The following is an 18,190-nucleotide window of genomic DNA, read 5'->3' on the forward strand; positions in this document are numbered from 1 at the left end:
ACAGCCCGGGCCCACGGCGCACCGATGGACCGCCCCTCCAGGTGTACGGCCGGGAGGTGGCGGTCCGTCCGGTATCAGAGCCGTTCGATGATGGTGGCGTTCGCCAGTCCACCCGCTTCGCACATGGTCTGCAGCCCATAGCGACCACCGGTCTGTTCGAGGTGATTGACCATGGTGGCCAGGATCCGCACCCCCGAGGCTCCCAGCGGATGCCCCAGCGCGATCGCGCCGCCGCGCGGGTTCAGCTTCTCCGGGTCGGCGCGCAGTTCGTGCTGCCACACCAGCGGCACCGGGGCGAAAGCCTCGTTCACCTCGTAGGCGTCGATATCGTCGATCGTCAGACCCGCCCGGTCCAGAGCCTTCTTCGACGCCGGCACGGGCGCGGTCAGCATGAGCAGCGGGTCGTCGCCGAGTACCGCGAACGAATGGAACCGAGCCCGCGGGGTCAGGCCCAGTTTCGCCGCCATCTGCTCACTCATGATCAACGCCGCCGAGGCGCCATCGGTGAGCGGCGAGGAGTTACCCGGGGTGATCGACCAGGTGATCTCCGGGAACCGCTGCGTGTACTGCTCGTCGGCGAACGCCGGTTTCAGCCCCGCCAGCTTCTCCGGAGTGGACCCCGCCCGGATGGTTTCGTCCGCGGTGAGCTCACCGGCGGCCACCAGTTCCCGGTCGAATCCGCCGGCCGCCGCGGTTTCGGCCGCCAGCCGATGCGAACGCGCCGCGAAGTCGTCGAGGGTCGAACGGTCCAGTTTCCACCGCGCGGCCAGGATCTCGGCCGCGATCCCCTGCTGCACCAGCCCCTCCGGATACCGGTGCGCGATCGGCCCGCGGTTGGCGTCCTGACCCTGCGCGTTGGAGAACATGGGCACCCGGCTCATCGACTCCACACCACAGGCGATGGCGATGTCATAGGCCCCCGACATCACGCCTTGCGCCGCGAAATGCGCCGCCTGCTGACTGGACCCGCACTGCCGGTCCACGGTCGTCGCCGGCACCGATTCGGGGAACCCCGCCGCCAGCACGGCAGTCCGCGAAATATTGAACGCCTGCTCACCGCTCTGGGTGACGCACCCGCCCACCACATCGTCGACCAGCGCCGGATCGAGGTCGTTGCGCCGGATCAGCTTCTCCAGCACACCGGCCAGCAGGGTCGCCGGATGCACCCCCGACAAACCCCCGCCCATCTTGCCTTTACCGGACGGCGTGCGAACCACATCGACGATGACGGCGGACTGCATGGGCCCCTCCTGACCTGCTCGGCACGGTCGCCCAAGTTAGTGACCGTTCACCATTAAGTTAACACGGATTCGCACCGGTGAGCCAGAGTGGATCCCGGGCCGACACCTACACCGAGCGGCCGTCAGCGCCAATTGCGTACGGGTCGGTCAGCGACGTCGGCGTACGGGCAATCTCGAGGACAGTCTCCGGAAACTGCGGACCGGCGACATATATACGAGCACGGGTGCGCCCCATCGGTTCCAAAATCTCCCTGCGCGCCAGCTCACGCAGATCGCGCTGAGCTTGCTGGAGGTTGAGGTTCTCATTCCGCTCGTAGCGACTCCGCCGTACCCGTCCCGATATCGCCACATCGTGCAGGGCGGTCACCAGACGTTCATCGAGCGACTCCACGCGGGCGAACTCCGACAACCGCTCCCACACCCGGCCGGAGCGCACAAACCGCGCCCGCACGGTCTGCGCCTGCTGGTGATAGGCGGTCAGATTGAACCGGACCCACTCCGATACATCCTGTTCCGGCCGGTATTCATTGCCGCGCCGACCGAGCACCTGGTAGTACTCCCAGGTATTTCCCGGCCGGCCGAGCCATGCCTCGATCGACGAGAACTCAGGCACAAGCACCCCCTCGCGCGCGATCATCAGCGTTTGCAACGACCGTGACATCCGGCCGTTCCCATCGGCCCAGGGATGAATCGACACCAGATGCAGATGTGCCATCGCAGCGCGCACCAGCGCATGTGTGCCATCGTCGGCGTTCAACCACTCCACCAGCTCGGCCATCAACCCGGGAACCGCGGGAGCCTCCGGCGCTGTGTACGCGGCGATACTCGGATCTCGTGCATCGGTGACATACACCGGCCCACGGCGCCACTGCCCCACCGGCTTTCGCGTGGAATAGCGATGCCCCTGCAACATCCAATGCAGAGCGTTGAACAGACCCTTGCTGAAACTGAAGTCCTCGACATCGCGAAGCGTTTGGATGTAGGTCATCATCTGCTCGTAGGCGAGCGTTTCCGCCCGATCCTCGTCGGAAACATCCACATCACGCTCACCGGCCATCAAGTCCTCGACATCAATGGTGGCGACCTTGAACCCTTCGATGGAATTCGACGCCGCCACAGCATCCGCCGTGAGGAACTTGCGCAGCCCACCCGCCCATTTGCCCGGCGCTTTCTGTAACTGGTGCCGCAATTCCTCGCGCATGCCGTCGACCTCGGACAACACACGCTCATCGCTACCGGCGAGTGCCGGAGTGGGATACAACACCAATGAACAATATAATGACGCAATCATTACGTCAACGCCGTGACCTGCTGAAAGTCCGCCGAGCTCAGCCGAGCGACGCGGCTACCGAACGCACCAGCTCCCGAGCGAGCACTGGGTTTGCGGCAATCGTGTGACGTGCACGGACGCTGTGCTCCGTTCCGTCGGAGTCCAGCACGACTGCGCCGCTCTCGCGCGCGATCACGACGCCTGCCGCCATATCCCACGGCTTGTTCGACAAGATGAGACACCCATCCGTCCGGCCTTCGGCCACCCACGCCAAATCGAGCGCGGCCGAGCCGAACATTCTGATTCGTTCAACGGATTCTGCAAGCTTTCGAGTGAGAGCGAATCGGTTGTGGTTCGCGACAGCAGCGTCGGGGCCAACTGCGTAATCGCCGATCGAGACAACGGCCTCGCGAAGCTGTCGCGCCGCACCCGCCGACAACCGCACGCCGTCAGCGAATGCGCCGACGCCCTCGGCGGCATAGTACTCGGCCCCGAGAAAAGGTGCGTGGATTACACCGACCCTCGGCTGCCCGTCGCGGACGAGAGCCAGCGAAACTGCGCAGAGCGGAAGACCGTGTATGAAGTTGGATGTGCCGTCGATGGGGTCCAGGATCCACACCTGCTCAGCTTCCGGGCCGGCGGCTGCATCGCTATCCGATTCTTCGCCGAGAAATCCGATCCCCGGGGTAGCAGCATGCAAGTACCGCTGAACTGTCCGCTGTATCTCCAGGTCCAGCTCAGTAACGAAGTCACGGTCGCTCTTGGCGTGTACCTTCCCTGGAACCGCCCGCGACAACAGATCCGCACCCTCCGCAACAGCCTTGCGGGCAACAGACAGCAATCCGGCGAGTTCGGTCACGAACCGAGCTCCTTTCCTCGAGCCCATATCCCATCGAAGACACCGGCAAAGGTATCGAAGATCCCTACGGCCTCGGACTTGCGTGCGACCAAGGTGGGCGATTCGAGTCCACGAACCAGCGGCAGGTAAGGCTGGACGACACAGAGTGCCGAGTCGACAACAACGATATTGAACCGGGCAGTTTCGTCGTAGGTCCGAATCTGCAGTGAGCACGTGCTCCCAGGGCGAGCATTGTCGCAGATCCGCTGCAGTACTCCTATGTTCAACGCAGTCAGACCTGACAATGCGCCCGGCGCCTGGCCCTCCTCCGCCTCACGCCGCGAGACCTCCTCCCCTTCGGGATCCAAGAACAGGCACCTCATCGCCGTACCGGATACGAGGAGTTGGGCAATTTCACGGTCGGAGTACTGCTGACACAGCAAGTTCAGAGAGATGCCGACGATGTCGATCGTTCTCGCGCCTCCGAACAACTGCTGCGGCGACATCGCCTGAGTGAAGGCGATCCGGCTCGGGAAAACAGAGTCGACATCAGCAGTGCCGGAAAGACATTGCCGCGCAGGCGGCAGCACACTCGATCGAGCCCGCTCGGTCGAAGCCGCCCCGCCCTCGGCATCATGCTGCCTGAACAGCTCATCGACAGTCCTGTCCGGGAACATCGACTGCAGAACGCGACAGTGATGAGGGTACGGCAATCCCGTGATCTCCCCCGATAACCACCGGTAGAACTGCGCCTTCTTCGGTCCGGCGCCGACAAGTGTGGAATCGATCTTCATCGCATGTCGGTCGTACTCCCTGTTGAACGCCGACGGCGTTTGGATATGACGTTGCTGCAGCAGCGCTTTCAAAACCGTCGCCATGTTCCATCCCCAGGATTACACGATCACAGAGAAGAAGAGACCTAGAAGATACCACCGCGCACCAGTCGAGACACCGGCAGCGGCGCGAAGATACAACGCTTCCCGAGATTCTCGATTTCGGCCCCGCCGCCGGGTCGAACACTTCCTTCCTCGACGGCGGGTGCCAGCCAATAAGGCCAGGACAGAACCTGAACGGGAGTCAGTATGCGGCGACAGTCGAGGGCTATCGGCTATGTACGGCGGGACCTGAGGGAAAGTGAGCTCGACCTATCAGTGCTCGCTGGGCGGCATGGTTACCGGATCGTGTACACAGTCGTCGCCGACACCGGGCCGGTGATCTCAGGGCTTGTGGTTGCACAACACCTTCATGAGTACGAAGCCGACGCAGTCGTAGTGCCGGGGTTCGAGCATGCCGAGAAGATTCGCAGTTTGATCACCGAACTGGCCGTTCTCATTACTCCTATGCAGGTCTATCCGCATGGCTACCGCTGGCCCGATCCCGTGACAGAGGGCGGCCCTCGATGATCTGGGATCTTCGGTTGATTGCGTTGGTGATCGGATTGGTATGCCTTACAACCATCCTGGCTCTGCCACCTCGGGAAGACCGGCCGGAAGACAACCTATCCGATCCATCACGATCGGATAGGTCCTCGCGCTCCGGGAATTGCCATTATCATTCACTCGGTCCTCGCTCGGCGATCATCCGAGCTCGCCGACCGTTGACAACTCCGAGCGGCGCGGAGCATGGTCGGGGACACAATCCGAGCACGGGGGTCAGTCAGATGCGGGACAGGTTCGCCGCTACCGTCGCCAGAGCAGTGGCGCGTATCGCGGCTGCGGCGGGTCCGAAGCGGATGCGGGCACTCGCTCGGATCAATCGGTACGTCACGAATCCCGTCCAACGGCTCTGGGCCCCGTATCTGCCGTACATGGCGGTCCTCGAACACAAGGGCCGAAAGTCCGGTAAGCCCTACCGCACACCGGTTCTGGCGTTCATCGAATCCGGTGCCATCACCGTTCCACTCAACTACGGAACGGAATCGGACTGGGTGCGCAATATCCAGGCCGCGGGCGCGGGCGGAGTTGTTCACCGTGGTAAACGCTATCTATTGACCGCTCCACAGGTGTTACCCGCCGATTCCGATGAGCTACCGGCCGTGATGCGGGCGGCCGGAATGCCGGGCCGCAGTGTGCTGGTCGGCACCCTCGGCCCGCTCGTGGGCGGTTGAGCGCGTTCTCCCCCGGCCCATTCGGCGTCGCCGATCATCATCTGTTCGCCGGCGCCATCGGGCCCACCGGAACGCCATCTCGGAACCGGTACTGCTGCGCGTAGCCTCACTCGAGTGGCGCGAAGGGAATGGCAAGAAGTTCTGGACTCCAACCGTGAAGCACTGATCCGAGCGGTGGACTCGCTCACCGACGAACAGAGCCGCCTGCGGTTGGTCCCCTCGCTGACCACACCGATCGGACTGGTCAAACATTGCGCCGCCGCCGAGCGCATCTGGTTCCAGCGCACCGTCGGCGGCCTCACCGAGTCCCAGTGTGATGGCTACGCCCGCGGCGACGACGCGAGTTGGGCGGTCCCGGCGGAACAAACCCTGGCCCAGGTGATCGCCGAATACCGGGCTGCGGCCGCTCGGTCCCGGGAGATTGCGCGAACTGCGGCGGACGACGATGTTTTCGTTCACTACCGACGTGGCGCAGTGACGTTCTCCTGGATCTGTGCACACATGATCGAGGAACTCGCCCGGCACGCGGGGCATGCCGACATTCTGGTCGAGCAGATATCGGCGACCGGGTAGACCAAGACCGGCGGAAGCAGCCGCGGTTCGCTGCCGGCCTCCGCTAACCGAGAGACGTTCTACGGCATCGCACGTTGCACCACTACCGCGCCGACGAGCAATATCGCCGCACCGGCCATTTGCGCCGGTCGCAGCGCTTGCCCGAGCAACAGCCAGGCCAGCACAGTCGCGACGAGTGGTTCCACCATGGCCAGCACACCGGCGAGGGGCGCGGGCAGATCTCGTAACGCCCGCAACCCGGCCAGGTACGGCAGCACGGTGCCTGCCACGGCCAGGACCAGCAGCACCACCCAGGCGGGAAAGTCCAAACCGCCCAGCACAGTAGACAGCGTCAGCCGATCGAAAGGCAACGTCCACGGCGGCACGACGGCGACCATCACCACAGCGCCGATCACCAACCCGACCGCGGTCATTCCGAACGGATCGTGCCGGCGCGCGCCGTGCTCGCCGAGCAGGAAGAACCCGGCCGAGCAGGCCGCCGCGCCCAGGCCTGCCGCAATACCGACAGGATCCAGCCGGGCACCATGCCAAACCTGCGCGATCAGGACCAAACCCGCCAGCGCCAGTCCGATTCCCACCCACACCGGCCCGGGCAACTGTGTTCCGCGTACGACCCGTATCCACAGTGCGACCAGGGCAGGTGCCAGGTTGACCAGCACCATCGCCACGCCCACCGGAACTCGGGCAACAGCCACGAAGAACAACAACTGCACTCCTGCGACGCCAAGCGACCCATAGCCGAGCAGAAGCCAGATATCGCCGCGACCGAACCGAAGTGCCCGTGGCCGCCACAATGCGACCACCAGAACCTGCAACACGGCGGCCGACCCGATGCGCACCGAAGTCACCGCCGCCGGTGACCAGCCCTCTACCATCACCGCGGCGGCCAGCGGACCGGAACTCGCGAACAACACCCAGGAGAGCAGGCTCAGCTCGACCGCCCTGGCACGGCCGGGTACTCGCACCACTTTCACTGGCCTGGTCACGCTTGCAGCTTCGCCGAGCGATAGTCGGCACGCCAATCAATATCCGGCAGGGTTCGCCGGTCTCGAGATCAAAGGTCGTCAGGTAGCAGCCGGAACGCCTGGTGGCAGGTCAATGGTGTGAGCGCCCGAAAGTCACGGCGGTCGAGAGTGAGTACCGAATTCGTTTCGTATTCGGCAGCCAGCGCGACGCTGACGGCGTCGGCGAGGTCGAGTCCCAATGCCGGATACAGGGTGCGCACGGCGTTCGCCTGATCGAGGACGTCGGTTGTGACTGTGGCGATCTCGAATGCTCCCCGACGCGCTTCGGCGGCGATATCCTCGATCATCGAGATAGCGTGCCGCTGCCCGAGAGCGCGACGACCCACATGGTCGAGTTCTGCCAGCACCAGCGGCGACAGCACGACGAGCCCAGCCGAGCCGAGGGCCGCAAAGGCCCCGTCACTGTCTGGCGAGGATGTATCGAAGGCCGCGATCAGCCCCGATGTGTCTGCGATGATGATGCCCGTGCCGACCGGCATTGCAGAGCGGGTCATTCTGTGTCGTCATCGGCGAGAATCTCCTCGACACGCTCGGCCAGCGTGGGATCACCGCTCGCGAATCGACGCAGACGTAGCGGTTCGGAGCGCCGGCGCACTCGCATGGCTGCCAGGTGAATGCCTTCTCGAATGATTTCGGCCTCACTGATCTGAGTGCGCGCTGCCGCTTCCTTGATCGTCGCCAGGTCCTCGGCGTCGGCGTACACCATAGTGCGCTTCAGAGACATATGCGTATGGTGTCATATGTGCGGAGCCTCCGGCAAGAGCCCAAGAACAGCGCCTACTGAATCCGCTCCCACCCTCGCCGCTCGCGCCGCGACCCCAATTCCACATCTCGACTCCGGTAGACGATATATGGCCTGGTCAAATAGCCGATAGGCATCGAGAAGACGTGTACGAGGCGGGTGAACGGCCAGAAGGCGAACAGGATCCAGGCGGCTATGACGTGGAGTTGGAAGCCGAGGGGGGCGGCGAGGATCAGGTCGGTGTCGGGGCGGAAGGAGAGTACGGAGCGGAACCAAGGGGAGACGGTCTGGCGGTAGTCGTGGGGTTGACCGATGGCGTTGCTGATGACCGTGGTGCCGAAGCCGAGTACGAGAGTGCCGATGAGCAAGACGTACATGATCTTGTCGTTGCGGGTGGTCGCGGAGAATACCGGGCCCGTGGTGCGGCGGCGGTAGATGAGGATGGCGGCGCCGATCAGGGTGGCGGCGCCGGCGAGGACGCCGAGGCCGACGGACAGCGCGTGGTAGACGGGTTCGCTGATACCGACGGCTTCGGTCCAGCCTTCGGGGATGAGCAGGCCGACGATATGGCCGAGGATCACCAGCAGGATTCCGAAATGGAACAGGGGGCTGCCCAGTCGGAGTAGGCGGTTCTCGTAGAGCTGCGACGAACGGGTGGTCCAGCCGAACTTGTCGTAGCGGTAACGCCAGTAGTGGCCGACCAGGAAGATCGCGATGGAGGCGTAGGGCAGGGCTACCCACAGGAGGATGTCGATCGTGGTGAGCTGCTCGGCCGCCGCGGCGTAGTAGGTCGTATTCATCGACGCACCTCCGTGAGTTCGGCGTCGCCACTGGCGGCGGCGTGGGGTCGGGGCCCGGTTACATGGGCTGCCGGGGCGGCGGGTTGTAATGCGCTGTCGGGGTGATCCTCCGGAAGGCGGCCTCGGGGTGAACTACTCGTAAGGCACTGCCGGAGTGGGCCAACCGGAAAGCTCCACCGGGTGGTCCAACCGTGAAGGGGCGGGCTGTAATTTTGGAGACGCTCCGCGCCTCGAGGTCGGGGCCCTATTAACCCCTGGTCTTCACTCCTCCGCTCCTCCGCTTCGCTCCCCCGCTCCGTCGCTCCAGACCAGGGGCGGGCCCCGCCCATCGGGGTGAACCGCCCGCAAAGGGCGGCAGAAGGGTACGCCCTGCCCCTGAGGGGCCCGGGATATCTATCCGGGTTGGTGAGCAACATGGTTTCGGCGCTGTGGCGGCATGGCTGGGTCGGGGAGGTATTGGGGTGGGGTGAAGGGGGCCAGGCCGACGGCTTCCTCGGGGGGACCTTCGGCGATGAGGCGGGCGATGGCGTCTTCTTCGCGGCCGGCCAGGGCGGGGAGCGTCGCGATCACCGAATCGAGCACATCGCCCCACGGCGAACCCGTTTCGTGGAGTCCGCGGCGCATCAATTCGAGGCCTGCGCGATGTTCGGTGAGTAACCGCACCCCGGTTTCGGCGTGCCCGGAGGCGGCGAATTCCAGAACCACGGAGAGATGGTCGGGTAGTTCTTCCTCGCTCAACCGTAGCCCGGCGGCCTGGTAGGCCTGTTTGAAACGCAGCAGCGCCATCCCGCGTTTGCGGGTGTCGCCGTAGGCGAAGTAGGTGAGGTAGGGGCTGAAGCGTTTGCGGTGGTCGAAGGTGGCGACGTAGTCGGCGGCCAGTTCGAACAGGGAGCGGCGCTGTACGTGGGCGAGAAAGCGGGCGAGTGGATCGCCGACCGTTGGCGGCAGGGTCGCGACGACCGCGCCGAGCAGGTGCAGGTTGCGGTGCAGCGCATCGTCCGGGTAGCCGACCAGCAGCGATTGTGCCTGCCATGCGGCGGATTGGAGGGCGGGGTCGATCTTCCCGTTTTTCTTCACGGCCGCTCCGATCCGGACGGGTTGTCGTCGGTGGGCGGAAAGAGACCGTCGGGGGCTTTACCGTCCCAGTTGAGCAGGTTCACCCGGCCCTGTCCGCGCACGGTGGTGGTTGCGTCGGCGGTCTGCCGGTTGCGCAGCATATGGAAGTTCTCGACCGCGATCGGTGCCGGTCCACCGGAGCTTTCCCCGAACGGCCCCGATGCGGTCATTCCCGGGCCGCCTTCGTAATCGAGGCTGCATTCGGTGGCGAGTTCTTCCAGACCGTGCGCCTGTTCGGCGTGTGCGGGCGGAATAACGTAGCGCTCATCGTATTTGGCGAGCGCGAGCAGGCGGAACATATCGTAGACCTGCTCGCCGGTCATCCCGACCGCCTCGGCTATCCGCTCCCGGGGTTCGCGGCCGAAATTGATATCGCGCATATAGCTGCGCATGGCGGCGAGCCGGCGCAGGACATCGGTGACCGGGGCGGGATCGCCGGCGGTGAACAATTGGGCGAGATAGTCGACCGGGATACGCAGGGCCTCGATGGCGGCGAAGAGGTTGTCGTAATCCTCCGCGTCGTGACCGGTATCGCGGACGATATCGACCACCGGTGACAGTGGCGGGATGTACCAGACCATCGGCATGGTGCGGTATTCCGGATGCAGCGGCAGCGCGACCTGGTAGGTGTTGATAAGCGCGTAGATCGGTGATCTGTCCGCGGCTTCCACCCAGTCGTAGGGTATTCCGGCGCGTTCGGCTTCCCGCCGGACCTCCGGATCGGCCGGGTCCAGGAACACATCGCGTTGCGCCTGGTAGAGACCCTGTTCGTCGGGTGTGGCGGCGGCTTCGAGCACCTTGTCCGCGTCGTAGAGCACCAGGCCGATATAGCGCAACCGGCCCACGCAGGTCTCCGCGCAGACGGTGGGCAGCCCCACCTCGACCCGCGGAAAGCAGAAGGTGCATTTCTCGGCTTTTCCGGTGCGGTGGTTGAAATACACCTTCTTGTAGGGGCAGCCGGAAACACACATCCGCCAGCCGCGGCAGCGGTCCTGATCGACCAGGACGATCCCGTCCTCGCTGCGTTTGTAGATGGCGCCGGACGGGCACGATGCCGCGCACGACGGGTTCAGGCAGTGCTCGCAGATCCGGGGCAGGTAGAACATGAAGGTCTGCTCGAATTCGAACCGGACCTTTTCGGCGAGTTTGCCCAGCAGCGGGTCGCGGTCGCCGTATTCGGTGGCGCCGCCGAGGTCGTCGTCCCAGTTCGCCGACCATTCTATTTTCGTATCCTTACCGGTGATCAGCGATTTCGGCCGGGCCACCGGGGTGTGCCGCTGGGCGGGGGCGGTGGTGAGGTTCTCGTAGTCGTAGGTCCAGGGTTCGTAGTAGTCGCTGAGTTCGGGCAGGATCGGGTTGCTGAAGATGGTGAACAATTTCTTCCACCGGCCGCCGCCTTTGAGTTTCAGGTTGCCGCGGCGGTTCAGTTCCCAGCCGCCCCGCCATTTATCCTGGTCTTCGTAGGTGCGCGGGTAGCCTTGTCCGGGCCGGGTTTCCACATTGTTGAACCAGACGTATTCGACACCGGACCGATTGGTCCACGCCTGTTTGCAGGTCACCGAACAGGTATGGCAGCCGATACATTTGTCGAGATTCATCACCATCGCCATCTGCGCCATTACCCGCATCAGTAACTCACCTCCTGACCGCGACGACGGATCACCGTCACCTCGTCGCGTTGATTTCCGGTGGGACCGAGATAGTTGAACGCGAAGCTGAGCTGGGCGTAGCCACCGATGAGGTGGCTGGGTTTTATCAGCAGACGGGTGAGCGAATTGTGGATACCCCCGCGCTGCCCGGAGGTTTCGCTGATCGGGACGTCGATCAGCCGGTCCTGCGCGTGATACATGTACACCGTGCCGGCCGGCATCCGATGCGAGACCACGGCCCGCGCCACGACCACACCGTTACGGTTGACCGCCTCGACCCATTCGTTGTCCGCGACCTCGATCTTCGCCGCGTCCTGCGGTGACATCCAGATCGTCGGCCCGCCCCGGGACAGGCTCAGCATGAACAGGTTGTCCTGGTATTCGGAGTGGATGGACCATTTGCTGTGCGGGGTGAGGTAGCGGACGGTGACGCCGAGTTCGCCGACCGAGCCGATACCCGGTTCACCGAACAGCGCCGCCATATTCAGCGGGGGGCGGTAAACGGGCAGCCCCTCGCCCAGTTCGGCCATCCAGTCGTGGTCGAGATAGAAATGCTGGCGGCCGGTGAGCGTATGCCACGGTTTGCGGCGTTCGACATTGATGGTGAACGGGGAGTACCGGCGACCACCCGACTCCGAACCCGACCATTCCGGTGACGTGATCACCGGTACCGGCGCGGCCTGGGTATCGGCGAAGGTGATGCGTTTGCCCTCGTGTTCGGCGGCCAGATCGGCCAGCGGCACGCCCGTGCGCTGCTCCAGGGTACGGAACCCCTCGGTGGCGAGGCGGCCGTTGGTGGTGCCCGACAGCGCCAGAATCGCCTCGGCGGCCTGGATTCCGCGCTGTAGTGACGGCCTGCCGTCGGCGGGGCCGCCGCGGATCATGCCGTTCTTGTGCCGTAGATAATCGACTTCGGGGGCGAGGTCGAAGGTGACCCCCTTGGTGGTGGCGCCGAGTTTCTCCGCGAGTGGCCCCAGGGCACGCATCTTGGCGCCGACAGCACCGTAATCACGTTCGACCACGACGAGTTTCGGCATGGTGACGCCGGGGACCGGTTCGGTTTCGCCGTACTTCCAATCCGCCACCCGGCCGTGCGGTGTGGCGAGTTCGTCCGGGGTGTCGTGCAGCAGCGGCACCGCGACCACATCCTGACGGACCCCCAGCCGCGGCCCCGCCAGCTCACTGAATTTCTCGGCGATCGCCTGGAAGGCGTCCCAGTCGCTGCGGGTCTGCCAGGGCGCGGCGATGGCCGGGTTGAACGAATGCACGAACGGGTGCATATCGGTGGTGTTGAGGTCGTGCTTCTCGTACCAGGTGGCGGCGGGCAGCACGATATCGGAGAACAGGGTCGTACTGGTCATCCGGAAATCCAGGGTGAGCAGCAGATCGAGTTTGCCGCGCGGAGCCTCGGGCCGCCACACCACATCGCGCGGCCGGGCACCGGCCGGAGTGGGCGAGGCGCGCAGCGAGGATTCGGTGCCGAGCAGATGTTCCAGGAAGTATTCGTTGCCCTTGGCCGACGAGCCGAGCAGATTCGCCCGCCACACGCTCAGTACACGCGGAAAGTTCTCCGGCGCATCCGGATCCTCGCAGGCGAACCGCATCCGCCCGGCCCGCAGTTCGGAGACCACGTACCCGGCCAGCGATCCGCCGTCGGCCGCGGCCGCGTCGACCAGATCGAGCGGATTGCGGTCGAAGGTCGGATAGGACGGCATCCAGCCGAGCCGCGCCGCCTGCGCGATCACATCGGCGGTGGTCATATCGGCCAGGCGACCGCCGCCGTGCGCGGCCGAGAGGGTGTCGGCGCCGAACCAGTCGTAGCGGAATTGATCGGAATGCAGGTACCAGTAGGCGGTCTGGATCATCTGCCGCGGCGGACGCGACCAGTCCAGCGCCGACGCCAGCTGGGTCCACCCGGTCACCGGCCGGCATTTCTCCTGACCCACATAGTGCGCCCACCCCCCGCCGTTGACGCCCTGGCAGCCGGTGATCGTGGTCAGGGTGAGGAACGCCCGGTAGATGGTGTCGGAATGGAACCAGTGATTGGTACCGGCGCCCATCACGATCATCGAACGGCCGTGGCTCTCCTCGGCGTTGGCGGCGAATTCGCGCGCGATCCGCAGCACCGCGGCCGCCGGAACCCCGGTGATCGACTCCTGCCAGGCCGGGGTGTAGGGCTGGGCGGGGTCGTCGTAGTCGACCGGCCACAGCCCCGGCAGACCTGCACGGTGCACCCCGTACTGCGCCAGCAACAGATCGAAAACCGTGGTGACCAGGTGCCCGTTCACCCGGCGTACCGGGACGCCGCGCTGCACGGTCGCGCCCTCACCGCCGGTGGTGTCGAAACGCGGCATCAATACGGTGACCGCATTGTCACCCAGCAGGGTGAGCTGCGGCCGGACCCCTTCGAGGTCGAGATTCCAGCGGCCGGCGCCGGTTTCACCGAAGCGATACCCCAGCGAACCGTTCGGCACCACCGGCCTGCCCTCGGCGTCGAGCACCACCGTCTTGAATGCCGGGTTCTCGGTTCCGAGGTATTCGTCCAGATCGGCGGCGGTCAGGAACTTTCCCGGTAGATAGCCGCTGTCGCTCTCCTCCAGCCGCACCAGGAACGGCAGGTCGGTGAACTGCCGGATATAACTGGCGAAGTAGGGAACCTCCCGTTCGACGAAGAATTCCCGCAGCACCACATGCCCCATCGCCATCGCCAGGGCGCCGTCGGTGCCGGGGTGCGGGGCCAGCCATTCGTCGGCGAATTTCACGTTGTCCGCATAATCCGGGGACACGGCCACGACCTTCTGCCCCCGATACCGGGCCTCGGCCATCCAGTGTGCGTCCGGCGTGCGAGTCACCGGCAGATTCGAGCCCCACATGATCAGATAGCCGGCATCCCACCAGTCCCCCGACTCCGGCACATCGGTCTGGTCGCCGAACATCTGCGGCGACGCGACCGGCAGGTCGGCGTACCAGTCGTAGAACGACAGCATCGCCCCGCCGATCAGGGATACGAACCGGGCCCCCGAGGCATGCGAAACCATCGACATGGCCGGGATCGGGGAGAAGCCGGCGATCCGGTCCGGGCCGTACTGTTCGATGGTGTGGATATGCGCGGCGGCGATCATCTCCGTCGCCTCGTCCCAGGTCGCCCGGACCAGACCGCCCTTACCGCGCGCGGCCTTGTAGCGCCGGGCCGATTCCGGATCCTCCACGATGGACGCCCAGGCGCGTACCGGGTCACCGATGGCGTTCTTCGCCGCCCGGTACATTTCCAGCAGGACACCGCGGATATACGGATACCGCACGCGGGTCGGTGAATAGGTGTACCAGGAGAACGCGGCGCCACGCGGGCAACCGCGCGGTTCGTATTCGGGTTTGTCCGGGCCGACCGACGGATAGTCGGTCTGCTGCGTTTCCCAGGTGATGATCCCGTCCTTGACGTAGATCTTCCACGAACACGACCCCGTGCAGTTCACCCCGTGCGTGGACCGCACCACCTTGTCGTGACTCCAGCGGTCCCGGTAGAACTCGTCGGCCTGCCGCCCGCCGGTTTCGTACATCGAGCGCCGGTCCGGTGAGACCTCGGCGCGGGTGAAGAACCGCCGGGTGCCCACCAGCGCGTCGGTGAGTTCGCCGTCGAGCCGCGTCTCGCCGGAGCCGCGTCGCCCACCGGTCATACGACCTCCTCGGAAAGGTGCACTTCTGATGCTCGGAGACCGGTGCGGAAGTGACACCTCACGAGACCTCCAGGGAGGGGGGAACGCCGGCGGAGGTGTCGCATCATCGGTACTCCTTCTGCATCGTCGATCGGGACGCCTCAGCTGCGTTGCCGGGCGACTTCACGGCGTACGACAGTGAGGGTGAATACGAGCGCGGCCAGCGCGACCGCGGCCAGTGCGAGCAACCCCGGGCCGTAATCGGCGGTCGATTCGTAGATGGCGCCCATTACCAGCGGCGGGACGAAACCGCCCAGACCGCCCGCGGCGCCCACGAACCCGGTGATGGACCCGACCTTTCCGGGCGGCGCTATCTGCGCGACCAGCCCGAAGGTCGCACCGCTACCCGCCCCGAGTGCCGCGGCCAGCACCAGGAACGCGATGGTGCCGACCGGCATCAGGTCCGGGGTGGCGGCCTGTACCGCGGCAGCGGCGACCACGAAACCGAGGGTGGTGGCCAGTACCACCGGTCCGTGGAACCGGTCGACCAGCCAGCCGCCGACCGGCCGCATGATCACCGCGAGCAGTACGAACCCGGCCATTCTGTTGGCCGCGTCCGCCTGGGAAAGGTCGTAGGCGGTGCGCAGATACGACGGCAGGTACACCGAGAACGCCACGAAACCACCGAACGCGACGGCGTACAACGCCGAGGCTTCCCAGGTGGCGGGCAGGCGCATGGTCTGCTTCAGCCGAGTGGTCATCGATTCGGTGGGCGCGGTCCGGCCGGGAGCGTCGCGCAGCAGGAACCAGGCGACGATCGCGTACACCGCCAGCGCCGCGGCACACAGCAGGAACGGGGTCGCGGTATCGCCCATATCCACCAGTTGCACGGTGGTGAGGGCGCTGATGGCGGTACCGCCCATCCCCATCCCGTATACCCCGATCGCCAGTCCCTGCTTCTCCGGCGGGAACCAGCGGCTCACGAACGGCACCCCGACCGCGAACACCGTGCCGCCGACGCCGAGGAAGAACCCACCGATCAGCAACGCCGCGAGCGCCGAATGGCCGACCAGGCCCAGGAACAGCACCGGCACCACGGTGATCAGCGAAACCCCCGGGAACATCAGCCGTCCGCCGTAGCGATCGGCCAGCGCACCGACGGGTATCCGGCCCAGCGATCCCACGATCACCGGGACCGCCACCACCAGCGACTCCTGGAACGAATTGAGCCCCAGTTCCTCCCGTAACCGCGGCGCCAGCGGGCTGAGCAGGGCCCACGCCCAGAAGTTGAGCGCGAACCCTACGGTCGCCACGATCAGCATCAGGGTGCGTCCACCGGTCATCGTGTGATCACCGGCCAGGGCGCGACCGGCGTTCAGCGGAGTCGAAGAGGCCACCATTGCTCCCGAGGAGGGTCGGTCCGGCAAACTCTTTGCGCCCAGTCCACGAACCGCTCGACGGGGCGATTTCGGTCCAGCGCGACCGGGACAACGATCACGTCCCGGGTCGCCGTACTGCGCTAGCGATGACTCACGGCCGTACAGTCGATCCGCCCGACGAACATCGGCCCAGCCCTCGTCGCGCGGCCGGACAACAGGCGGAACCGAGCCCCGGCAACAGCCGAGTGGCTCCATCGGCCGCCTTCGCACGACCTGGGCGAAGGCGGCGGCACGCCTTATTCTGCCTGCAAGATTGCGAAGTTGTCGGCCCATCCGGGATTCCGGGAGTTTCGTGATCACACTGGGCGTTGCACTCACGGCTGCCGTATCCGCCGTGCGCCTGTGCGCCCGACCTCCGCACAGCGGGGCCGGCAGCGCAGACGGCGCCCGGTGTCGGCCTGCTGCGGCGCACGCTCGGTGTCGGCCGCGAAAATGGCTGATCCCCGGTCCTGCCGATCCCGGCTCCGGACCCGGCTCTTACGCTCGACCGGTGGATATCGACTGGCCCGAGCTGCGCGCCCGCTGCCTGCTCGCCGAGGACGAGGCGATTCTGGCGCTGAACAAACCCGCCGGGATCTCGGTCACCGGGGAGCGGCACGATACCGATATCGTCGCCGCCGCCGAGGCCACGGGCGAGAAGTTGTATCCGGTGCACCGGATAGACAAGGTCACCTCCGGTCTGGTGTTGCTGGCCCGGCAGCTTCCGGCGCACGGGCAGCTGACCCGCCAGTTCAACAAGAAGACCGCCGAGAAGACCTATCTGGCCGTCGTCGCCGCCGGACCGGAACCGCTGCCCGACCGCGGGGTCGTCGAACTGCCGCTCAGCGTCGGCCGGAAGAACCGGGTCCGGGTGGCCGCGCCCCGCGAAACCATCCAGCGCACCGGTGACCGCTGGTTCGTCACCGACGCCGACCTGCTGAACGCGAAGAACTACCCTTCCCGCACCGAGTTCACCGTCGTGGCCCGGCACAACGAGCACACCGTCGTAGCCCTGTATCCGATCACCGGCCGCCGCCATCAGCTCCGCGTACACCTGGCCTGGATCGGCTACCCCATCACCGGTGACCCCTTGTTCGACCGCACCGGCACCCACCCCCGCACCCACCTGCACTCCTGGCGGCTACGCCTCAGCGCGGACTGGCGTCCCGGCGGCCGGCTCGATCTGGAAGCACCCCCCGATGAGGATTTCTGGGCCCCGCTCCCTCACCCACCGGCCACTCTCCCCGACTGACAGATCCGATGATCGGCCACCGCGATGGCGCCCGTGGACAGCCGTTCCCATGAACCGGCGGTAGTCCGACACGGCGCCCACCCGCGCGGCGCGCGATGGTCTCGACGGCACCGTGCCCGATTCACGCGCAGCCGGCTCCCCGGGTTCGAGAACAGCGCCCGGCACATGCGGGAGCGTGCTGCGTCGACACCGCCGGATCCGGACCGATGGGAAGCGCGGCCGACACCGGCGGTTCGACGGCACGTTCGGTCCGGGACCATACATACGTGGGCAGATAGTGGCGTGCCTCATATCCCCGGCGTTGCCACCAGCCGACTGTCCTAAGCTGGGTGGCGTGACATCGGCCCACGGAACCACCATGGTGCCGAGTTCAGCGAGGCCCTGGGAGGGTTCGGCCCGCGTCGTGCTTCAGTCCTCGAAGCGAGACTGCGCCACCCCCACCCCCCACGGCTTCCCACCACCCCCCCCAGGGCCCACCCCCCCCCCCCCCAAACACACCCACCAAC

16 protein-coding genes are annotated in these 18,190 nt (G+C 65.8%); 4 read left to right on the plus strand and 12 right to left on the minus strand.

Features of this window, described 5'->3' with window-relative positions:
• Positions 1 to 74: 74 nt before the first annotated feature.
• The 4 genes from ACFWPH_RS10390 to ACFWPH_RS10405 form a co-directional block, all read right to left on the minus strand.
• On the minus strand, positions 75 to 1,241 hold the full coding sequence (locus ACFWPH_RS10390) for a thiolase family protein (RefSeq protein WP_378749640.1): 1,167 nt from the start codon (positions 1,239 to 1,241) through the stop codon (positions 75 to 77).
• 106 nt (positions 1,242 to 1,347) lie between these two features.
• The gene (locus ACFWPH_RS10395; RefSeq protein WP_378749642.1) at positions 1,348 to 2,463 is read right to left on the minus strand and encodes a Fic family protein; all 1,116 of its coding nucleotides are present in this window, start codon (positions 2,461 to 2,463) and stop codon (positions 1,348 to 1,350) included.
• A 106-nt stretch (positions 2,464 to 2,569) separates the two neighbouring features.
• Positions 2,570 to 3,370 (minus strand): inositol monophosphatase family protein, encoded by an 801-nt coding sequence (locus ACFWPH_RS10400; protein ID WP_378749644.1) that lies wholly within the window; start codon positions 3,368 to 3,370, stop codon positions 2,570 to 2,572.
• Positions 3,367 to 4,227: a DUF5919 domain-containing protein gene (locus ACFWPH_RS10405; RefSeq protein ID WP_378749646.1), complete on the minus strand. Its 861-nt coding sequence runs from the start codon at positions 4,225 to 4,227 to the stop codon at positions 3,367 to 3,369. The genes ACFWPH_RS10400 and ACFWPH_RS10405 overlap by 4 nt, the downstream gene beginning before the upstream one ends.
• A 303-nt stretch (positions 4,228 to 4,530) precedes the next feature.
• On the opposite strand from ACFWPH_RS10405, the gene ACFWPH_RS10410 reads away from it, so the two are divergent.
• The 3 genes from ACFWPH_RS10410 (at position 4,531) to ACFWPH_RS10420 (ending at position 6,029) form a co-directional block, all read left to right on the plus strand.
• The gene (locus ACFWPH_RS10410) at positions 4,531 to 4,752 is read left to right on the plus strand and encodes a hypothetical protein (RefSeq protein ID WP_378749648.1); all 222 of its coding nucleotides are present in this window, start codon (positions 4,531 to 4,533) and stop codon (positions 4,750 to 4,752) included.
• 257 nt (positions 4,753 to 5,009) lie between these two features.
• Entirely contained in the window at positions 5,010 to 5,456 is a 447-nt protein-coding gene (locus ACFWPH_RS10415; protein WP_378749650.1) for a nitroreductase family deazaflavin-dependent oxidoreductase, read from the plus strand.
• 114 nt (positions 5,457 to 5,570) lie between these two features.
• Complete coding sequence (locus ACFWPH_RS10420) at positions 5,571 to 6,029, plus strand: DinB family protein (RefSeq protein ID WP_378749652.1); 459 nt, start codon at positions 5,571 to 5,573, stop codon at positions 6,027 to 6,029.
• 59 nt (positions 6,030 to 6,088) lie between these two features.
• On the opposite strand, the gene ACFWPH_RS10425 is transcribed toward ACFWPH_RS10420, so the two are convergent.
• The 8 genes from ACFWPH_RS10425 to ACFWPH_RS10460 all read right to left on the minus strand — a co-directional run bounded on the left by ACFWPH_RS10425 (position 6,089) and on the right by ACFWPH_RS10460 (position 16,411).
• Positions 6,089 to 7,015: a DMT family transporter gene (locus ACFWPH_RS10425; protein ID WP_378749654.1), complete on the minus strand. Its 927-nt coding sequence runs from the start codon at positions 7,013 to 7,015 to the stop codon at positions 6,089 to 6,091.
• A 68-nt stretch (positions 7,016 to 7,083) separates the two neighbouring features.
• Complete coding sequence (locus tag ACFWPH_RS10430; protein WP_378749656.1) at positions 7,084 to 7,533, minus strand: PIN domain-containing protein; 450 nt, start codon at positions 7,531 to 7,533, stop codon at positions 7,084 to 7,086.
• A gap of 11 nt (positions 7,534 to 7,544) precedes the next feature.
• Positions 7,545 to 7,778 (minus strand): ribbon-helix-helix protein, CopG family, encoded by a 234-nt coding sequence (locus ACFWPH_RS10435; protein ID WP_378749658.1) that lies wholly within the window; start codon positions 7,776 to 7,778, stop codon positions 7,545 to 7,547.
• Between the two features lie 53 nt (positions 7,779 to 7,831).
• Complete coding sequence (gene narI, locus ACFWPH_RS10440; protein ID WP_378749660.1) at positions 7,832 to 8,596, minus strand: respiratory nitrate reductase subunit gamma; 765 nt, start codon at positions 8,594 to 8,596, stop codon at positions 7,832 to 7,834.
• 393 nt (positions 8,597 to 8,989) lie between these two features.
• A complete protein-coding gene (gene narJ, locus ACFWPH_RS10445) occupies positions 8,990 to 9,673 on the minus strand; it encodes a nitrate reductase molybdenum cofactor assembly chaperone (protein WP_378749662.1) in 684 nt (227 codons plus the stop codon).
• The gene (gene narH / locus ACFWPH_RS10450; RefSeq protein ID WP_378749664.1) at positions 9,670 to 11,340 is read right to left on the minus strand and encodes a nitrate reductase subunit beta; all 1,671 of its coding nucleotides are present in this window, start codon (positions 11,338 to 11,340) and stop codon (positions 9,670 to 9,672) included. The genes narJ and narH overlap by 4 nt, the downstream gene beginning before the upstream one ends.
• Positions 11,340 to 15,035, minus strand: coding sequence for a nitrate reductase subunit alpha (locus ACFWPH_RS10455; protein WP_378749666.1), 3,696 nt, complete (start codon positions 15,033 to 15,035; stop codon positions 11,340 to 11,342). Before ACFWPH_RS10455 ends, narH begins: the two co-directional genes overlap by 1 nt.
• Before the next feature lie 140 nt (positions 15,036 to 15,175).
• The gene (locus ACFWPH_RS10460) at positions 15,176 to 16,411 is read right to left on the minus strand and encodes a nitrate/nitrite transporter (RefSeq protein WP_378749668.1); all 1,236 of its coding nucleotides are present in this window, start codon (positions 16,409 to 16,411) and stop codon (positions 15,176 to 15,178) included.
• Between the two features lie 532 nt (positions 16,412 to 16,943).
• Between ACFWPH_RS10460 and ACFWPH_RS10465 the strand changes: the two genes are divergently transcribed.
• Positions 16,944 to 17,684 carry an RluA family pseudouridine synthase gene (locus tag ACFWPH_RS10465; RefSeq protein ID WP_378749670.1) on the plus strand — a complete coding sequence of 247 codons (741 nt, stop codon included), beginning with the start codon at positions 16,944 to 16,946 and terminating at the stop codon, positions 17,682 to 17,684.
• Positions 17,685 to 18,190: the final 506 nt, after the last annotated feature.

This window comes from Nocardia sp. NPDC058499, assembly GCF_042719915.1.
Lineage (GTDB): Bacteria > Actinomycetota > Actinomycetes > Mycobacteriales > Mycobacteriaceae > Nocardia.

What these genes read in the sequence shown, in the direction of transcription:
- ACFWPH_RS10390 (WP_378749640.1), bottom strand. Translation starts at nt 1,241, where the DNA reads ATGCAGTCCGCCGTCATCGTCGATGTGGTTCGCACGCCGTCCGGTAAA.
- ACFWPH_RS10405 (WP_378749646.1), bottom strand. Translation starts at nt 4,227, where the DNA reads ATGGCGACGGTTTTGAAAGCGCTGCTGCAGCAACGTCATATCCAAACG.
- ACFWPH_RS10415 (WP_378749650.1), top strand. Translation starts at nt 5,010, where the DNA reads ATGCGGGACAGGTTCGCCGCTACCGTCGCCAGAGCAGTGGCGCGTATC.
- ACFWPH_RS10430 (WP_378749656.1), bottom strand. Translation starts at nt 7,533, where the DNA reads ATGCCGGTCGGCACGGGCATCATCATCGCAGACACATCGGGGCTGATC.
- ACFWPH_RS10435 (WP_378749658.1), bottom strand. Translation starts at nt 7,778, where the DNA reads ATGTCTCTGAAGCGCACTATGGTGTACGCCGACGCCGAGGACCTGGCG.
- narI (WP_378749660.1), bottom strand. Translation starts at nt 8,596, where the DNA reads ATGAATACGACCTACTACGCCGCGGCGGCCGAGCAGCTCACCACGATC.
- narH (WP_378749664.1), bottom strand. Translation starts at nt 11,340, where the DNA reads ATGCGGGTAATGGCGCAGATGGCGATGGTGATGAATCTCGACAAATGT.
- ACFWPH_RS10455 (WP_378749666.1), bottom strand. Translation starts at nt 15,035, where the DNA reads ATGACCGGTGGGCGACGCGGCTCCGGCGAGACGCGGCTCGACGGCGAA.